Origin of the sequence: Nostoc sp. S13, from assembly GCF_029379315.1 — a bacterium.
Classification (GTDB): Bacteria; Cyanobacteriota; Cyanobacteriia; order Cyanobacteriales; family Nostocaceae; genus Nostoc.
This window is the reverse complement of sequence record NZ_JAQYWQ010000083.1, coordinates 15,785-33,373: the sequence shown is the minus strand read 5'-3', so window position 1 is coordinate 33,373 and position 17,589 is coordinate 15,785. Positions and strand designations below refer to the sequence as shown.

The window sequence follows — 17,589 nt, the reverse complement described above, 5'->3', positions numbered from 1 at the left end:
ATGCCCAATGCCCAATGCCCAATGCCCAATGCCCAATGCCCAATGCCCAATGCCCCATTCCCTAAACTGTAAAAAAGTCTTCTTCTGCCCAAGGTGGTGCGGCATCTTTGGCGATCATTGTGAGTAATGCGTAGTCTTTTTTGTTCACCCCTGGTGGTAATTCCTTAGGAACTCCCATAACTGTTTGGGTTTTAAATACGGTTCCGGGTTTGAGGTCAAAGAAGGGAAATTCTGGTTCAGTGCAACCTAAACAAGGCATACCGGCGCGGGTTTTGGAAGAGACGCGGTTCCATAAGATGCGGTTGCAGGAAGAATGGGTCATGGGGCCGCGACAACCTAAGTCATAAAATAGGCATCCTTTACGCTGACCAAATTCGGCGGTTGAGGCTTTGTAGGCAAAGTGGATGTTACGGGTACAACCTGTTTGGGTATAGGAGTTGAAGAAGGTTTGGGGACGATTTAGTTCGTCAAAAGCAATGTCTGCTATACGTCCAGTAGCGATCGCAACTAATATCTGCGTAATCCAGTCGGGATGGGCGGGACATCCAGGTAGATTAATTACAGGTAATCCGGCTTGAGACAAGAAGTCTTTACCTAAAAAGCCGCCTTCTTGACGCTTGAGAAATTGCAAACCCTCCGATTCGCTGGGGTTGGGTGACATAGCGGGAATTCCTCCCCATGTGGCACAGTCTCCTACAGCTACGATAAAATGAGCAACTTTGGCGAGGTCTGCTAACCAATCTTTCATGGCGCGATCGGCAAACCGATTCCATTCGCCTGTGCCGTTGGGGGCGTTAACAACGCTGCCTTCAAATACCAAAATATCTAAAGGAATTGTCCCAGAAATACAATTTCGTAGCAGTGTTTGCAAGTTGTTACCTAGTTCCAATCCCAACGATGGATGCCAAAGTAATTTGATACCAAAATCGGCAATCAAATCGCAGACTGTCGGTTCTTCAGCGTTGAGAAATGACATGGTGTTGCCTGAACAAGCACCACCTTGTAACCATAGTACGTTAGTCATCGGCTATGCGTTTTTCTATTGTTTCCCATGCATGATGTAGGTGATAATGCTTGTAAAGTCTCACCTGTTTATCAATATTTATTTTTTAATAGTAAGATATTTTTTTATTGAATTCACTTTCATTAAAAAAGAATTAATCATTAAAAATAACTGAAATTACATCAAGATTAATTTTAATAGTTATGTATGTTATACAGCAGAATTCAGAAGTAAAATAGGGTTTATACCTGGTTTTGAGACGAATACTTATGTACTTTACCTTGCTTGAAATCTGCTTTATGTGTAATATTATGTCCTCTAAATTAGTCAGATTGGGCATCAGTTAATAATCAATAATTCTTTTTCCCCAGCTTCCCCAGCCTCTTTTGCTCACAATATGTCAATATATAAAGTTGTAGCTGATCGCCTACGTAGAGGTTTAACGTGGATACCATTGCAATTCCTGCTTTAAATCGGCCAGTGGATGCCACGGTAGAAATTCCCGGTTCTAAAAGTCTTACCAATCGGGCGTTGCTTGTCGCCGCTTTGGCGCAAGGTGACTCCATTCTAGAAAATGCTTTATTTAGTGAAGACAGTGAGTATTTTGCCAAATGCGTAGAGCAATTAGGCATTCCCATTACTTTGAATCCTCATTTGGCTCAGATTCAGGTTACAGGAAGGGGAGGCGACATCCCAGCTAAACAGGCAGATTTATTTGTGGGTTTATCAGGTACTACAGCACGGTTTATTTCGGCGCTGGTGGCACTAGGTAACGGCGAATATCGGCTAGATGGCGTGACTCGGATGCGAGAACGACCGATGGGTGACTTGTTGACGGTGCTGCAAACGGGTGGAGCAACTGTTAACTTTGAGGGAAACTCCGGGTTTATGCCCTACACCCTCTATAGCCAGGGATTTGCTGGGGGAAATTTTCGCTTGAAAGCCAACCAAACAAGTCAGCAACTTTCAGCATTGCTGATGATTGCCCCTTATGCTCAACAGGATACGATTTTTGAGGTTGAGGGTACACTGGTTTCTCAGTCTTACGTCAAAATGACCTGTCGTTTAATGGCGGATTTTGGCGTGGAGGTGATTCAAATCGGCGATAATCAATTTCAGATTAAAGCCGGTCAGCGTTACCAAGCTCGACATTATACAGTAGAACCTGATGCTTCAAATGCTTCTTACTTTTTTGCCGCCGCCGCCGTCACGGGTGGACGAGTGCGCGTCAAACATTTGACCAAACAATCCTGTCAGGGTGATATTTTGTGGCTGAATGTTTTAGAACAGATGGGTTGCCAAATTAATGACTCTGATGATTACACTGAAGTCACGGGGCCAAAGCAATTGCAAGGCATCGACATTGATATGAATGATATATCAGATTTAGTGCAAACATTAGCAGCGATCGCGCCTTTTGCCAGTTCACCGATTACGATTCGGAACGTGGAACATATTCGATATAAAGAAACCGATCGGATTCAAGCTGTTGTCACAGAATTGCGTCGGCTGGGAGTCAAAGTTGAAGAATTTGCAGATAGACTGAAAATTGAGCCTAGCCCCATTACCCCGGCGGCGATTGAAACCTATCACGATCATCGAATGGCGATGGCTTTTGCTGTCACTGGCTTGAAGGTTCCAGGGATTGTGATTAAAGATCCTGGCTGTACAGCGAAAACCTTTCCAGATTACTTTACCCGATTCTTCCAAATGTTAGAACAATAAGAGGATGTTTGAAAAGTATTTTTGGTAACATCTAAGCCTGAGAAACCTAACGCACTGGGCCCCCTTCCCTACAAGCGAATGGCAGGGTGGTTTCATACAAGCAGAGAAAAACTAAAACTGGGTTTCAAAGCCTCTCGACCCTTGCCTAACGGCAAGCTGATGCCAACGGGGAGAGGAATTGACTTTTGCAAAAAGTTTAATCTGTGCTAAACAAAATTTTGTTGAGAGCGATCGCTAGAATAGCGAAAGCGGTTAAGATGCTGAAAATCTGGTGCAGCTTTTTACAGCAGGATGAAAAATCCGAGGACTCAATTCAACCCTCCTCTACTCCTCACTGAGTAAACTTCGTAGAACGGCTAGAAGAATTGTAAGCGTTGTCAAACGTTGCTGTCCATCAACTACGTCGGCTTTAGGAGCATCTTCACTTTTAATCAAAACTATACTCCCCAAAAAATAAGAGTTAGTATCGGCTATAACTTCTGAATCATTTCCTAAAAAAGACAACAGATCACTTAACAACTCACTTGCTTGCTCTTTTGTCCATGCATAAGGACGCTGATAAGCCGGTATGGAAAACGCGAAGTCGTTACTAAAAACCTTGAATAGTGCTTTTTCTGTGGCGTGAATGGCTACTGGCATAAAATTTAAACTTACTAGCTGAGTATAATTTGATGCTATTTTCCCTAATCAAACGCAGTTTAACTCACTCATTACTGCGATCGCCACAAGACTGAACTAACTTAAGGTTGCATTTTTTGAAACATCTGTTACATTACTTTACAGACAGTTACATCTGAATTCTGCTATATCAGATTGAAAATATCTTTCCCTATTCCCTATCACCTGTCACCTGTTTTCAAGCTAAATATCAAATTTTTCCGGTTGAGGCAAAATATAACTGAATAATTACTTTACATTGAATATGTATAGCTAAAACTCATGGAAATACCCCAACGCGTATCAGTCCGCTACAAAGACGCGTCCTTCAATAGTAATGAAATCCGCTTGAGAACCTTGCGGCTTGGGTTGCAAATATGGGATGAACAAACCAAACCTAGAAAAACAGAGCTTTATCAGTTCATATTGTCTTGCTTGAAACAAGTTGACCGCCAAGATCGTTTTATGTTTTCTCTGTTGTTCATAGAATTAACAGACCTCATACGCAATTCTTCGCTGGAAAGGGGAACGAAAGAGGTTTTGATTAAAACAGCTTTTAGGGAGTTTGCTTGTGCCATAACAGACTTTGAAGACGTTCCTAAATAAGATTGGTTATGGCGATGCTGGTATTGCCTAGACGTAGCCCAGCCCAAGCATTGCCCTGAAGTTAGCTAACCTAATCGAGTCAGATATTTATAGTAAGCAGCTTTCCAATCAGATTAGTTTTTTTTGCTGAATGCGCGGATGGGTAGGTGTTGGGGAAGGGGTAAGTACAAAAATGGCTGAATTGCCTTATCTGCAAAAACTTGAGAGCTTTAGCATTTTTAAATCATCCGCGCACCTTATTTGGACTAGTTTTCAGCCATTTGACTCTAGCCAAATCACAACTCCTCGTATTAGGAATTTTTATTCGCGCAACGAACCTTGAAAACCATATAAGGCAAGGTTTTCAGAAGCCAGCGATTACAATTACCTAAAATCCCTATTAGGGATTGAAACATGCAGACACTTCACGACCCGTGGCTGCAAACTATCCACTGTGCATTACAATTACCTAAAATCCCTATTAGGGATTGAAACATGCAGACACGGCTATACAACTGAAATTGTATACCATTACAATTACCTAAAATCCCTATTAGGGATTGAAACATTCCTGGTTCTGCTGCTGCAATTACTTCTAGTTAATTGCAATTACCTAAAATCCCTATTAGGGATTGAAACTCTATGCTTCAGAATTATTGCAGTTGTGCCAATTGATTGCAATTACCTAAAATCCCTATTAGGGATTGAAACGATCAGCACGGGTTAATTCGTAGTTTTGGGCACATTACAGTTACCTAAAATATTTATTAGTGATTAAAACAGCATTATACGTATTCCTAAATATGTGTAATAGAAGAATTGAGATGTGTAGACTAATGCTCTATCACACCACCGCTTGGCGATGGTTTTTAATATAGGAATCCGACCTTAGTTTTAGAGATGATTTATAAAGTAAACCTTAAATTGTAGGGTGCGTTATAGCAACGCTTAACGCACCGAGAAACATGGTGCGTTACGGCTACTTCTCACTCTCTCGAACTCCCAAATCCTTGCATAACCGTAACACACCCTACTTAATATTTACTTTATAAATAGCCTCTTACTAGACTACCCTGAGAGGTATAATCCATCTCAGGTAAGGTTTCGACCATTATTCGATTTTAAAAATCAAATATAAATCCTAGTATTAGTGACAAAAGTAACCATTTAAACATGACTTTTGTCACAGGCGTGTACCTGATTATTCCGATTAGATTGAGAGTATACAAATCAACTAATGCAAGGTAGATAGAGGATATATGAACCGCTTTAAATCTATTCTTCTTGGAGGCTTATTAGCAGCTGCTTCAATTGCTGCTCTTTCCCAAAATGCTAATGCTGCTGAATTTAAATCTGAGCATGAGCATTTGAATCGCAATACTGTAGCTTTTAATAACGGTAGAGTCCAACACGAACGTCAAGTCAGGGAACAACGCGCTCGTGAATTTCGTGAACGTCAAGCTCGTGAACGACATATTCGTGAATTGCGTGAACGTCAAGCTCGTGAACGACATATTCGTGAATTGCGTGAACGTCAAGCTCGTGAACGACATATTCGTGAATTGCGTGAACGTCAAGCTCGCTTTCGTTACTAAGAAAACGTGAACTCGACGGCCCATATAGTGTCCGCCTAATTAGCTAAATCAAAAGACCTCTAAGAGGTTTGACTACGCAAAACCGTCCCTCTCCGACTCGGAGAGAGACAGACTTGAACTTTAGTTTTAGGCAGGGAAAGGTTCGTTGAACTACTGTTGAGAATGCAAAGAATATTTGCATTTAATTTATTTGAGAATTGGCTCTTAATCCAGTTCGCTACAATTACTGTAGTTTTCGGTTTGAAATTTTTGAATAAGTCTAACATTGAATATGGTAATGCGTCTTCCCATAGTTGCTGCCACCTTCATGGTTGCCAGCATTAGTATAGGAACACTTTTGGGCGTTGCAACTCCGGCTTCAGCTCAGGAGATAATCACTTGTTCAAGCGAGAATAATCAGAGTAATACTTGTTCAATACCTACTAGAGGCAGAGTCAGGCTTGTTAGGCAATTGTCTAGCGCCAGTTGTAGAGGAAATTGGGGCTATAGAAATAATCGTGTTTGGGTGAAAAATGGTTGCCGAGCTGAATTCTCAGTTGGCGATCGCAGAAACGACAGATATGACAGAGACGGCAGGTATGACAGAAACGACAGGTATGACAGAGACGGCAGAGACGGCAGATATGACAAATAGGAAATTGGGTATTTGGGGTCGCCGTGTCGAAATGGTCTAACGGGCGATGTGCGTTCGTGGCTGTTGCCCTTGGTGTCAGCCATGCCATATCTACCCCAAAACGCCACAAGATACTAATAGGGTTCAGGCTCGGTCTGCGTCCTTACCTGAACCCTTAGTATTGAAACTCAGGAATAATAGGCGCTATCTAAAGTAAATAAAAAGTACTTATACCAATTCTGTATGAAGATGCACATAACAAGTCCCCCCTTTGCAAGGCGGGACGGCGTAGCCGGGGGGTAAATATATGCAGCTTCACAAAGAAAGGGTATTAGACAACTCATGCTGCATTCCGGTTTAGCGATTTGTAATCGTGCCGCGATCGCTGCAACTAAATTTTACCCGACATATTCCATATAAATTCTCTCCTGTGTTTGTGCTTGAACAACAAACCCCTCACGCTGGTAAAGCCTATGCGCTGGATTTACAGCTAGAACTCTCAGTCGCAAGGGTGTTTTACGCTCCTTGGCTTCAGCAATCAACTGTCGGATAACAAATGTACCAATGCCACGACGCTGAAAATTAGGAAGCAAATACAGTTTCGTTAACTGCACGTAGCTAGAATGACGCTCGACTGCCAAACATCCAACATCCTGACTATCAAACTGAATAATCTGATGCGTTGATAAATCAATTGAATCGTAAGTTAGCGATCGCTGCTCTTCATTGACCCAATTTCCCCAGGTAAGTTCAACATAGGTTTGCATTGCCGCTTTCGTCACCTGATGAATGAAATCAAAGTCAGCTTCTGAGATATGACGAAGGCTAATATGCATATACTGTCATTCTTATTAGACTTCTCCGCAAGAGAAATTGGTGAGAAAAACAGGTGGTAGCTAAAAATTGTCCAGCCTACCACCATGTGAAATAGAATCTTAATTTGTCACTAGCGATCGCTAATAAAGCGATGCCAACACTTTATCTGCTGCTGCCCGAAATGCAGTTGCAGCACCAGCGCTCATATCCCGTGGCGCACAGATCCGATTTCTCACATAAGCGAGTGTGATCGCTCCAACCGCAGACACAATCGGATCAGCATTGTCTTTGCCACCTACGCGCCCCCACGGTAATGCTGCGCCATTACCATTAATCAGATAGTCAGCCAGCAATCTGAGGTGAAAATCAACCGCTTCTTTAACGGCTGTTGTGTCGCCATTAACCGCCAATGCTTGCACCCCGGAGTTTTTTAGGATGTCTCCTAAAGCAACTTCTCGGTTATCAGTCAATCTCTCAGCCGCTTCTGCCCGAAATTGAATTTCCTGGCTAGCTGCTGGGTCTGGGGGCAAGGGATTGCCGATTGGTGTCACGCCCCATCGGCGACGCAGGAGTAAATTGTTGGTCGTATCATCCGATTTGACACGGTGATAGGCGGGACGCTGTTTGAGTGCTTCAAACCAAGCGTTGATGCGAGGATACCGGCTATTTCCCTTGAGGTGATATCCCCGATAAACGGGTAAGTTAGCTGCCAATCGGTCTAAATGGGGGCTATAGGTAATGTCTACGATGCTAAACGTTGACAAAAAGTAGGGACCAGGATACTTTCCCAGAAGTTGCTCCAGTTCGTCTAATTTCGCTTCAAAAGCTGCCTGTAAACTTGCTAATTCATTAGGATCTTCAGGGGCTTGTCTGAGAAATTTGTAGGCAATATCTCTCACACCATTGGTTTCAGCATCCTCAAGCCACTGCCTAGCAACGGCATTTTCCTCTGGGTCTTCAGGCAGTAAGGTTGGCCCAAATCGTTCTTCCAATGCTAACAGAATGTCTTTGGATTCATAGACTAACTTTCCCTCAATTTTCGCAGCAGGGACAAGGGTTGTAGGAACTAAATCGGTATACCATTTAGGCTTGTTGGTCAAGTCGATAAACTCTGTCGCAAAGGGAATTTCCTTTTCTTCGAGAGCAAACCAAACCCGTTCGCAAAATGGACACCAAGAGTTGGTATCGCGGTAGAGCAGTACTGGCGGTTCTGTATCTGGTGGTAGTTTATCAAGACTGCTAGGGATGGGAGCGGTAGAAGGGGATTGCCCTGGTCTACGCACCCGTCTAGCAGGGGTATTTTTTTGAGCAATTTCTAACAGTTGTTCCCAATTAGTCACTGTGTCTTGAATTGACATATTTTACCTTTATTTAAGTTAACTTTTATAGGCTAATAATGTTCTAGACGATATTAAAATAGGAAGCTTTTTACTATGACAGATATGTATAGTTGAGAACCGAGAGTTCAAAAATAGTTAAGTAGTTTTAAACTCAAAGATTTTGAACTTATCGAATTTTTAATTAATAGTTTAAATTTGAGCCACGATTTCAGAGTAACTAATTTTATTTTTGTGGTTTTTCATTAAAGAAAATTAGCAAATTTTTTATAGATAGCAGCCCTGAAGCTATCTATAGACAGGTATGTTTATAGCTTGTAAACAGATAAAAATAGGACTTACGCACGAGTTACGGAATAACGAACCCCTCCAGGCGCAGAGTACACGGAGAGAAGTCGGAGCGGCGGCTTCCGCCGTTAGCGTCACGCAAAGCGAGTCCGCGAGCGTCTCTGAACTTCTCCCAAGGGAAGACGCTGCGCGAACGGTGGAAATAAGAGTTTCAGAGATATTTTGGGTAAGTCATAAAAAAGCTTAATTATTGAACTTTGTTTATAAACTCCGGCAATCTTATTGATTTACCGGAGTTAATGGTTATCATCGCATAAAAATAGTTTGAAAGCAAGATTTAATCTATCTATTTTTTGACTTGTTTAAGTCGGCAAAATCAGAGAAATCTCTATAAATGCTAGAATCTACAATACTTGCAATTTATCGAGTGTAGCCCAAGAGTGAAGCACCCCATCCAATTAAAGCGCTACCAAAGACTAGCCATGCAGCATTGATGCCCAAACGAATAACTAAAATGGCTGAGACGATCGCGATCGCCAAGCCGAGAAAATCTATAAATGGGGCTTGTGGTAATATTAGAGTTGCTGCCCCCAGTTGCAGAGTAGTAATAACCATTAGCGCTACAGCACTAACATTCACAGCATCCAAAAAGGCTCTAGTCCAAGAAGAAGCCCGTAAGCGTGGGATAAGGTGATTCAGGGCAGCAACAAAAACAAAAGAAGGTAGAAAAATTCCGATTGTGGCAACAATTGCGCCAGGTATACCGGCAATGATATAACCAATAAATGTCGCAGTGGAAAGTACTGGCCCAGGGGTAAATTGACCAATTGCGATCGCATCTAATAACTGTTGTTGTGTCAGCCAGCCATATTCTTCAACTAATCCTCCTTGGAGAAAAGCCACCAAAAGGTAGCCACCACCAAACAAGACACTACCGACTTTGAGAAAAAACCAGCCCAACTCCCATAAAGAAACGTTGGCTACAGTAGCTACCGATGCAGCAAATACAGGTAATGCTTTCAAAGTTGCACCTGTGCTGAGACTAGCAATCAAAAAATTGGCTTTATTTCTTGGTTTGTCGTTTTTATCACCAGAATGTAACCAAAGCATACCCAGCAATCCCCCAATTAATAGGGCAATTACTTCATTTAATTTGAATAACAATGTCAGTAACGCCACAGCCAAAGCAATCACCAGCAATTGGCGAGTTTTCACAGCTTTTTTTCCCAAGCCCCAGAGGGCATTGATGATAATTGCTAAAACAGCCGGTTTAATGCCATAAAGTAAGGGAGCGACTTGGGGTAGAGTACCGTAAGCAACATAAACCCAAGCAAACCCGCCAGTAATTATAACCGCAGGTAAGATAAAACAAACGCCTGACACAATCAGCCCCAACCATCCTGCATAGATGTATCCTATATGGATAGCCATTTCTGTGGAATTGGGGCCAGGAATTAGGTTAGTTGCGCCCAGCAAATCTAAAAAATTCTCCCTTGTCAACCACTGACGCTGCTTAACTACTTCATCTTCAATCATGGCAATATGGGCAACCGGGCCTCCAAAGCCGATGACACCGAGTTTAAAAAACAGGTTGGCGAGTTCCCCTAAACGACTTACTGCTGAGTTAGTCACATCGCTTTGCTCCAAATTCAAAATTTACCCATTAGACATCTGGTAAAATTAAATATGCGTTATCTAGAACCCTTGTAGAGACGCGAAATTTCGCGTCTCTACATTCTTTTTCGGAGATATCTATTAATAATTCCCATACTTCGACAAGTCTTACAGTGAGCTTTGCCGAACTGCTCAGTAACCCCATAAATCAATTTAATTGTAAGGTGTGTTACGGCTTTGGCAGGGCATCATTTCAGCTTTTCGATGCCCTACTCTCGGCATTGGTGACAAGTTAAGGAAATGGGTAAATTGTCAAGGGAGAGATTTCCATGAGTCAAAAATCGTGCGAAACTCTCTATGAACTTGGCTTTAAATATCAATTGCTGCGGCTGAAAAATACAGCAGCTATAATAATTAAACCTAAAAGTGCTAAAGGAACCCAGAGATTAGGGATATCTGACAAACTCATATTTAATTACGAATTACGTTAGCGAGTCTGCGTACCCTTGCTCAAAAGCCAAGCTACGCGTTGGCGGAGCCTCTAGAGAAGCGTCATTACGAATTATGAATTATTTTAAGCCAATGCCTCCTTTAGCGAATTCTTCAACAGTTTTTTGTGATAACTCATGAGTAGCGATCGCCTGCAACATTGCCAGTGGTAAAGTTAAATGATCTGCCCCGGCTTGCAACGACGCGGCTGCTTCTTCGGGAGATTTGATACTAGCTGCCAAGATTTCAGTATCACTGCCTTTGAGTACGCTAGCCATATCCCGCACTAAAGCAATACCGTCACCTAATAAGCGACTAGCGCGATTTACATAAGCTATGGCAATTTTAGCACCCGCCTCCCGTGCGACTGCTGCCTGTGCGGCACTGTAAATTGCTGTCACCGAACAGGTAATTTCTGATGATAGACTCGCGACTACTTCAAACCCTAACGGTGTTGCGGGAATTTTCAAAATTGTTTGTGAACCAATAATCTCGAAAGCTTTTCTACCTTCAGCTAGCATCAGAGCTTTATCAGATGCCACAAGTTGATAGTATAACGGGCCATTTGTCAAGGCAACCAATTTTTTGAGCGTGATTTCTGGTGGGGTATCGCTTTGAGACAACAGTGTGGGATTGGTTGTAATCCCTTTCACCCATCCCCAAAGCTTAACAACTTCAGCTTCCGATGCGATCGCTGAGTCTAGATAAATTGCCATAATTTCTCCCCTTAATGATCTGGCGATAACTTTGTATTCATATCTCGTGCGCTGTGAAGCACACGAAGCACTACAACGGTTTCGTCTTGGATGGTAGAATTCCGCTCAGACTTTCCCCAAAATTGAACCCCAACTGAAACTCAAAGCTATGTATTGACGTTGCGAGTCTTAAACCCTTTAATTTACGATCAATTTAATTTTTAATCAAGTTTTTAAATCAGGCAACCAACAGTATATCGTTACGTTTTCTACTTAATAATCAACAAGTGAGTATTTATCTTAGTGTGATTCCGCTAATGTGTACAAGTATTAATTACGTATAGCCAGTTATAGCATTTCTCATGAATCGTTACTCTTTAGCAAAACGATGTTTGGCGGAAGCTCTAGGTACAGCTTGGTTGGTTTTGATGGGCGTAGGTACTGCGGTTATCTCTGGTGCAATACCTTGGGTTGGAGTTACTGGAGTGGCGATTGCTTTTGGCTTAAGTTTGTTGACTGCTGCCTATACTTTTGGTTCGATCAGCGGATGTCATATCAACCCCGCAGTTACAATTGGTTTTTGGGTAGCCAAGCAGTTTTCTTACCGAGACGTTTTGCCATATATCGGGAGTCAGGTTCTCGGCGGAATTTGGGGAACTACTATCCTGTTTTTGATTTGCATGGGCAAGCCAGACTTTACAACAGCTAACTTTGGTTCTAATGGGGTGGGAATTCACTCCCCTGATAACTATAGCTGGTGGGCTTGTGCATTAGCCGAATTCACTGTTACCTGTGGCTTTGTGCTGCTGATCTTGAGCGTGACATCTTCTCCCGCTCTCAAGCTGTCTGCACCCATCCCCATCGGTTTCGGGCTGACCTTAGCGCATCTTATCCTGATTCCTGTGACAAATGCCAGCGTCAATCCCGTGCGATCGCTAGCTACAGCTATTTTTACTCGCGGTTGGGCATTGGCTGACCTTTGGATTTTCATAGTGTTCCCAATTTTCGGTGGAGTTTTGGCGGGTATGGTTGCCCGATGGCTGCAAGAACCAGACATCTAATCCAAATCACAGGCACATTCTCACCTAACAACTTCACGCATACCTTGGCGGCACAATACTCCAGGAATCATGGGTATATGGACAGACATGATCTAAATTGTCACGCATCAACACACGTAGATATTTTGAGCTGGCTTTCAAGGGATAATTCTTGTTATACAGCAGCCTACACGGAGAACTTAATATGACATCTCCAGAAATGGTTACATGGCTACAAGAACGGACGACTTTAGGAATTCTCTCACTTGAAGTGTTAAATGCGATCGCTCAAGTAATTGAAGAACAAGTAGTGAGTGCGGAAACTGACTTAGTTAGCGAAGGCACTCTTCCAGAAGCCCTTTATATTCTTGTAGAAGGTCAACTGGAAAGCAATAGCACCAATGAAACCAACCCAGCCTTAGCTTGTGGATTCCTCCCCGGAGCGGTAATTCAGCTCCAAGAATTGCTGTTGGCAGAATTAACGCCATTCACAATTACTACGGTAACTGAATGTCATTTGTGGGTTGTACCTGCTGATAAATTTCGGGAATTAGTCAGCCAATACCCCGAAATTGCTCTGGCTTTTTCCCGCCAATTGGTTCAAGAATTAGCTCAGGTGACATCTGCTCTTGGCTATGAACAAGAACGTTCCCTCGCCTTGCGACCATATTTAGTCACCAAGGCGCAACGCGGAATTATCGGTACAAGTCGCTATGCTGTGCGGCTGCGGGAGCAAATTCGACAAGCTGCGGCTGACCGCAAATCAGTGGATATTTTCGGAGAACCAGGGTTAGAAAAAGACAACATAGCAGCCCTGATTCACTTTGGTTCTCCAAAACGGCGAGAACCAATTATTAAAGTAAATTGTGGTATTCTCCAAACTAGCGGTGCAGATTTATTCGGTCGCGCTGGCGGCAAAGCAGGACTGTTGGAATGGTTGGGAGAAGGTACTCTAGTTCTCAACAACATCCAAGAATTGCCGGAAGAATTATTATCTCCCGTGACGCAGTTACTCAAAACTGGCACATATACTCCCGTAGCTCGTTCTGGAGAACCAGCACCCCAAGCTCGCCCTAGTAGAGCCAGAATTCTGATTGTTTCAGAAAAAACTCAGCCGACAATTGAACGCTCTGTTGGTCACATTATAAAAGTACCACCGCTACGGGTGCGGAAAACCGATATTCAGGCACAGGTTGAATATTATACTAGTCTCTACATTCGGGCTAGAGGCGTTCCCAAACCGCATATCACCCCAGAAGCTCTGCGTCGCCTCCAGTCCTATGATTTTCCTGGCAACCTCAAGGAATTGAAAAATCTGGTTGAAAGAGCGATCGTGCAAGCGGAAGGTGCCAATGAATTAACAGAAGAAATTTTCTGGCCAGCCGAAACTAAGAAAAAACGATTTCGCGTGAATCTGTTAAATGCCTATCCTCGTTTGCGGCGGTTTTTACGTAGTCCCTGGTGGCCCGATCGCCTTAACTATGGTTTTACAGCAACGGCTTTTGCGATTACTGTTGCAGTGTTATTTATTGGCCCGCAAACCCGCGATCGCAATTTCGTATTAAATCTATTTTGGGCTTGGTGGTGGCCTTTCTTCTTATTTCTCTTTCCCTTTTTGGGTCGTGTGTGGTGTTCTGTTTGTCCCTTCATGATTTACGGGGAAATTACCCAAAAGTTATCTCTCTGGCTGTGGCCACGAAAACTCAAGCGCTGGCCCAGAGAGGAAGCTGAGAAATGGGGCGGATGGTTCATGTTTGGTTTGTTCACCCTAATTTTCTTATGGGAAGAACTCTGGCATTTAGAAAATACTGCCTACCTGAGCGCTTGTTTGCTGCTATTAATTACCGCCGGGGCGATGATTTTCTCGGCTCTTTTTGAGCGACGGTTTTGGTGTCGGTATCTCTGTCCCATCGGCGGAATGAATGGTTTATTTGCCAAACTCTCAATGACGGAACTTAGGGCACAACAAGGTATTTGTTCTGCCAGTTGCACCACGTATCAGTGTTATAAAGGTGGGCCGCAAAAGGGCGAAGGGCTGGAAACTAATGGATGTCCTTTATACTCACACCCAGCCCAATTAGAAGATAACAGAGATTGCGTACTCTGCATGACTTGCCTCAAAGCCTGTCCCCATCGTTCCGTTGAGTTCAACTTGCGTCCCCCTGCTATTGAACTGTGGACAACTCATGTACCCCGCACTTATGAAGTAGCATTATTGTTTTTGCTGTTGGGTGGTATATATCTGCATCGCTTGCCAGAGTTGCAATCTTGGTTGGGGTTACAACTGGATTTAACTCAGTTTTGGCAGCACTTAGGATTATCGCTGCTAGTGTTAATTATCCCAGCGATTTTTACCTTCACGGCTTATGGCTTGCTCCAAGTGTTCAACTTTAACCTTAAGCCGCGATCATTTGTAGAACTTGCCTATGGCTACCTACCATTAGTCTTGGGGGGCAACTTGGCTCACTATCTACGTTTGGGCTTAGGCGAAGGCGGGCGGATTTTACCTGTGACTTTTGCCACTTTTGGTTTGAGTGGTGAACAATTGCCAATATTAGTTGCTCACCCCGCTGTGATTGCCTTTTTGCAAGGTGCAACCATAATTTTCTCAGTGTTGCTGACTATATTATTAACGCAAAAGATTGCCAAGCAAGCAGTGCGATCGCTCATGCCGCAACACCTAGCAACCATTGGGTTGGGAGTTAGTCTGTGGGCGATTATCGTCTTTTGAGTTTCAGATATCTTCCACCAGGCGGTTTCTAATCGCCTGGGCTAGGTGGAAAATGTGAGTTAAAAACATTCTTCAATACGAAGGTGATAGAAAATACTCATATGATTTTTCACTCATAATGTAAGGATTACAGATAATGCACGTTCTAAAAAGATCCATCAAACCAGCAACGTATATATCGTTTCTCCACATTTACCAAACTACTTGGGGGACTGCTGGCGATATTTGTTTAATCCGTGAATCTGTAGCTAATGATAGTACGGCGAAATTTGTCGGGCACAAAATCGAACTAGCACTGCCAAAAGGGTTAGAGCGCGATCGCATCGCTAACTGTCCGATCATTAAAGTTGCAGGTAATGTCGGCGACGGACATCCAAAAGAACACCCGTTGGAATGGGAGGCTTATGACGGTGTAGATCCAGAAATAGCTTTAGCAGCTCTCAAACCTTGGGGCTTCAAGTTAATTGAACTCTAATGTGGCAATCTGACAAGCTCAACTCGCTTTCGTTCTTCTGAAACTATTTTTTCCCTTAGCGCTATCAGACATTGGCTCAAATGGAAAAATTCATCTAATAGACATAGGAGTGAAATTAATTATGCGTTGCCCGAAATCCTTGGTAGGCATAATTTATAAATTGTACCTACGTTATTTTCACTCCTACGTCTAATGTACTAAACCAGGTTTCTAAATCCGCGTAGTTTACCGCCGTAGGCATCGCCTGAAAATCCAACAATGCTTCACCGAGATTTTCTAATTGTTCTAAAGAGAGAGTTTCAATCCGGTCTAGCACTTCTTGAGGTAAATCTCCCACCCTGCGAGTAAGCAGACGGAGAATCAGCAATTGCCCTTCTGCTTTTCGTCCTTATTCCCGTCCTCGTTGTTCCCCTTCTCTTAGAATTTGTTGATAAATCACTGACTCGCGCATCATACCCTCCCGAAATAATTGTCGAATCAAATCTTGATTGTATTTTAACCCCGCTAAGATTTGGGTGTAAGCGGAAATTTCTGTTCGTTGTCTTGGCTCAAGTTGATTAACTTTGCCCACAACTTGTTGCAACAATGCTTGAGGTTGCGTGGTTGCTGTCAGTGGTGCTAATGCTAACAAAGCTGGGTCATTGAGGAATAGTTCAGGATTTTCTTCCCATAAGGAAATTACGCGATATTCATGGCGAGTAGTTTCGACACAGAAAACAGTTTCAATTACTGTTTCTGATGCCGGGGGAAGTAATAATACGACAACTTGCGTTATCGGTAGACGATACAAACGATACAAGCGTACCCAATAATCTAGCATCCGCAAGGATAGCGGTGGTGTAGATTCTAGTTTGGTTTGAAATTCCAGATGGAGAATGCGTCCTTGTAATTGTAAAAATGTGACATAATCAGCGCGAATTTGTTCAATGCTCAATTCGGTTTTCAGGACTTTCACAGAAGTTTGCGGTGAGTCCAGCGCTTCGGGAGGGTTTCCCTCCGCAGGCGACTGGCGAACCCGAAGGGTGTTCCTAATACCCAACTGGCAAAGGTAGCAGGATGTTTTTCGGACAGGAGTTTGCAGAGGTTATCAAAGGACATTAACGATCGCCAACAATTGAACGAGGTATTGTTATTATCTGGTGCAGTGGTTTGAGTAGGCGATGTCTACGACGGGCTACTCGGTGTCGCACCATCGCTCAAGGAAGCTCATTATTAGACTCTGGGCGTATCTTTTGAAATTCCTGTAATATTTACATTAATATTCCATTTCTAGCTAGGTTGAGTTATCAGACGGTAAAAAGATAACTGTAGCGGTTCCTGATTGACTAATAAAAAACCTAACTCCCTTCTCTTTCCCTACCAAGGAAAGGGCAGAAACAGCCTTTATTACTAAAGAAATTACGAATTATACTAATGCATCTGCACATAATTAAAAAGCGATGGTCGCCCTTTTTCCTTTTTCCCTTTATTCTACTGTTGACACTCCTCCTCGCCCTGCCTTGGGTGAGCGCGAAAGAACAGCCCAAGCCGAAGCCAGAAGCGTGGCAGATTAACGGTATCGTTGCTGCCCTGGATGATGGATATGACGGAGTAAAGGGGTCTGCACTATACAAATTAGTTGAATATGATCTCAAAGATTTAAAATCTCTGGGAAAGAAACCGGAAAATATTGCTGAAAAAGCTGCCAAAATCCTCAAGGATAAAACCGTTGACAAAGATGTTCGTAGAGGTGCAGCATCGGCATTGGGAAATCTGGGGGAGGCAGCCAAACCCTACGTCAAAGACATCCTCGACTTCCTCAAGGATAAAACCGTTGACTCAACTGTTCGTTACTATGCAGCATCGGCATTGGGAAATCTGGGGGAGGCAGCCAAACCCTACGTCAAAGACATCCTCGACTTCCTCAAGGATAAAACCGTTGACTCA

15 protein-coding genes, 2 pseudogenes and 1 CRISPR repeat array are annotated in these 17,589 nt (G+C 43.1%); of the genes and pseudogenes, 10 read left to right on the top strand and 7 right to left on the bottom strand.

Annotation, left to right across the window (positions count from 1 at the left end; translation table 11 throughout):
• Positions 1-61 precede the first annotated feature (61 nt).
• Entirely contained in the window at positions 62-1,024 is a 963-nt protein-coding gene (locus PUQ00_RS22540; RefSeq protein WP_300421004.1) for a hydrogenase small subunit, read from the bottom strand.
• A gap of 423 nt (positions 1,025-1,447) precedes the next feature.
• Between PUQ00_RS22540 and aroA the strand changes: the two genes are divergently transcribed.
• A complete protein-coding gene (aroA, locus tag PUQ00_RS22535) occupies positions 1,448-2,728 on the top strand; it encodes a 3-phosphoshikimate 1-carboxyvinyltransferase (RefSeq protein ID WP_300421002.1) in 1,281 nt (426 codons plus the stop codon).
• Positions 2,729-3,052: 324 nt separating this feature from the next.
• Here aroA and PUQ00_RS22530 read toward each other — a convergent pair whose 3' ends face one another.
• Positions 3,053-3,367, bottom strand: a complete 315-nt coding sequence (locus tag PUQ00_RS22530; RefSeq protein ID WP_300421000.1) for a DUF262 domain-containing protein — start codon at positions 3,365-3,367, stop codon at positions 3,053-3,055.
• Positions 3,368-3,667: 300 nt separating this feature from the next.
• Between PUQ00_RS22530 and PUQ00_RS22525 the strand changes: the two genes are divergently transcribed.
• The 4 genes and pseudogenes from PUQ00_RS22525 to PUQ00_RS22515 all read left to right on the top strand — a co-directional run bounded on the left by PUQ00_RS22525 (position 3,668) and on the right by PUQ00_RS22515 (position 6,239).
• Positions 3,668-3,991 carry a hypothetical protein gene (locus PUQ00_RS22525; protein ID WP_300420998.1) on the top strand — a complete coding sequence of 108 codons (324 nt, stop codon included), beginning with the start codon at positions 3,668-3,670 and terminating at the stop codon, positions 3,989-3,991.
• Positions 3,992-4,347: 356 nt separating this feature from the next.
• Positions 4,348-4,751: direct repeats of the CRISPR family, unit length 33 nt; unit sequence CAATTACCTAAAATCCCTATTAGGGATTGAAAC.
• A gap of 478 nt (positions 4,752-5,229) precedes the next feature.
• Positions 5,230-5,565: a hypothetical protein gene (locus PUQ00_RS22520; protein ID WP_300420996.1), complete on the top strand. Its 336-nt coding sequence runs from the start codon at positions 5,230-5,232 to the stop codon at positions 5,563-5,565.
• Between the two features lie 271 nt (positions 5,566-5,836).
• A pseudogene (locus PUQ00_RS32910) lies at positions 5,837-6,052 on the top strand (DUF3011 domain-containing protein); the annotation flags it as partial.
• Between the two features lie 25 nt (positions 6,053-6,077).
• On the top strand, positions 6,078-6,239 hold the full coding sequence (locus PUQ00_RS22515; RefSeq protein WP_300420993.1) for a hypothetical protein: 162 nt from the start codon (positions 6,078-6,080) through the stop codon (positions 6,237-6,239).
• A gap of 337 nt (positions 6,240-6,576) precedes the next feature.
• Here the strand turns inward: PUQ00_RS22515 and PUQ00_RS22510 are convergent, their stop codons facing one another.
• The 3 genes from PUQ00_RS22510 to chrA form a co-directional block, all read right to left on the bottom strand.
• A complete protein-coding gene (locus PUQ00_RS22510) occupies positions 6,577-7,014 on the bottom strand; it encodes a GNAT family N-acetyltransferase (RefSeq protein ID WP_300420991.1) in 438 nt (145 codons plus the stop codon).
• A 120-nt stretch (positions 7,015-7,134) separates the two neighbouring features.
• A complete protein-coding gene (locus PUQ00_RS22505; protein ID WP_300420988.1) occupies positions 7,135-8,352 on the bottom strand; it encodes a glutathione S-transferase family protein in 1,218 nt (405 codons plus the stop codon).
• 687 nt (positions 8,353-9,039) lie between these two features.
• Positions 9,040-10,251 carry a chromate efflux transporter gene (gene chrA, locus PUQ00_RS22500; RefSeq protein ID WP_300420986.1) on the bottom strand — a complete coding sequence of 404 codons (1,212 nt, stop codon included), beginning with the start codon at positions 10,249-10,251 and terminating at the stop codon, positions 9,040-9,042.
• A 311-nt stretch (positions 10,252-10,562) separates the two neighbouring features.
• Between chrA and PUQ00_RS22495 the strand changes: the two genes are divergently transcribed.
• Positions 10,563-10,724 (top strand): hypothetical protein, encoded by a 162-nt coding sequence (locus PUQ00_RS22495; RefSeq protein WP_300420983.1) that lies wholly within the window; start codon positions 10,563-10,565, stop codon positions 10,722-10,724.
• Between the two features lie 78 nt (positions 10,725-10,802).
• On the opposite strand, the gene PUQ00_RS22490 is transcribed toward PUQ00_RS22495, so the two are convergent.
• Positions 10,803-11,438, bottom strand: coding sequence for a transaldolase family protein (locus tag PUQ00_RS22490; RefSeq protein WP_300420981.1), 636 nt, complete (start codon positions 11,436-11,438; stop codon positions 10,803-10,805).
• Between the two features lie 341 nt (positions 11,439-11,779).
• Between PUQ00_RS22490 and PUQ00_RS22485 the strand changes: the two genes are divergently transcribed.
• The 3 genes from PUQ00_RS22485 to PUQ00_RS22475 all read left to right on the top strand — a co-directional run bounded on the left by PUQ00_RS22485 (position 11,780) and on the right by PUQ00_RS22475 (position 15,663).
• A complete protein-coding gene (locus tag PUQ00_RS22485; RefSeq protein WP_300420978.1) occupies positions 11,780-12,478 on the top strand; it encodes an aquaporin in 699 nt (232 codons plus the stop codon).
• A 184-nt stretch (positions 12,479-12,662) separates the two neighbouring features.
• Positions 12,663-15,188 (top strand): sigma 54-interacting transcriptional regulator, encoded by a 2,526-nt coding sequence (locus tag PUQ00_RS22480; protein WP_300420977.1) that lies wholly within the window; start codon positions 12,663-12,665, stop codon positions 15,186-15,188.
• A gap of 136 nt (positions 15,189-15,324) precedes the next feature.
• Positions 15,325-15,663, top strand: a complete 339-nt coding sequence (locus tag PUQ00_RS22475; RefSeq protein WP_300420974.1) for a hypothetical protein — start codon at positions 15,325-15,327, stop codon at positions 15,661-15,663.
• Positions 15,664-15,829: 166 nt separating this feature from the next.
• On the opposite strand, the pseudogene PUQ00_RS22470 reads toward PUQ00_RS22475, so the two are convergent.
• Positions 15,830-16,761 (bottom strand): annotated as a pseudogene (locus PUQ00_RS22470) (Rpn family recombination-promoting nuclease/putative transposase).
• Positions 16,762-17,076: 315 nt separating this feature from the next.
• On the opposite strand from PUQ00_RS22470, the gene PUQ00_RS22465 reads away from it, so the two are divergent.
• The coding region (locus tag PUQ00_RS22465) for a HEAT repeat domain-containing protein (protein ID WP_366145969.1) at positions 17,077-17,589 on the top strand (513 nt) is incomplete at its 3' end.

Coding starts and splice junctions, on each gene's coding strand:
- PUQ00_RS22540 (WP_300421004.1), bottom strand. CDS start 1,024: ATGACTAACGTACTATGGTTACAAGGTGGTGCTTGTTCAGGCAACACC.
- PUQ00_RS22530 (WP_300421000.1), bottom strand. CDS start 3,367: ATGCCAGTAGCCATTCACGCCACAGAAAAAGCACTATTCAAGGTTTTT.
- PUQ00_RS22525 (WP_300420998.1), top strand. CDS start 3,668: ATGGAAATACCCCAACGCGTATCAGTCCGCTACAAAGACGCGTCCTTC.
- PUQ00_RS22520 (WP_300420996.1), top strand. CDS start 5,230: ATGAACCGCTTTAAATCTATTCTTCTTGGAGGCTTATTAGCAGCTGCT.
- PUQ00_RS22515 (WP_300420993.1), top strand. CDS start 6,078: ATGGTTGCCGAGCTGAATTCTCAGTTGGCGATCGCAGAAACGACAGAT.
- PUQ00_RS22510 (WP_300420991.1), bottom strand. CDS start 7,014: ATGCATATTAGCCTTCGTCATATCTCAGAAGCTGACTTTGATTTCATT.
- PUQ00_RS22505 (WP_300420988.1), bottom strand. CDS start 8,352: ATGTCAATTCAAGACACAGTGACTAATTGGGAACAACTGTTAGAAATT.
- PUQ00_RS22495 (WP_300420983.1), top strand. CDS start 10,563: ATGAGTCAAAAATCGTGCGAAACTCTCTATGAACTTGGCTTTAAATAT.
- PUQ00_RS22490 (WP_300420981.1), bottom strand. CDS start 11,438: ATGGCAATTTATCTAGACTCAGCGATCGCATCGGAAGCTGAAGTTGTT.
- PUQ00_RS22485 (WP_300420978.1), top strand. CDS start 11,780: ATGAATCGTTACTCTTTAGCAAAACGATGTTTGGCGGAAGCTCTAGGT.
- PUQ00_RS22480 (WP_300420977.1), top strand. CDS start 12,663: ATGACATCTCCAGAAATGGTTACATGGCTACAAGAACGGACGACTTTA.
- PUQ00_RS22475 (WP_300420974.1), top strand. CDS start 15,325: ATGCACGTTCTAAAAAGATCCATCAAACCAGCAACGTATATATCGTTT.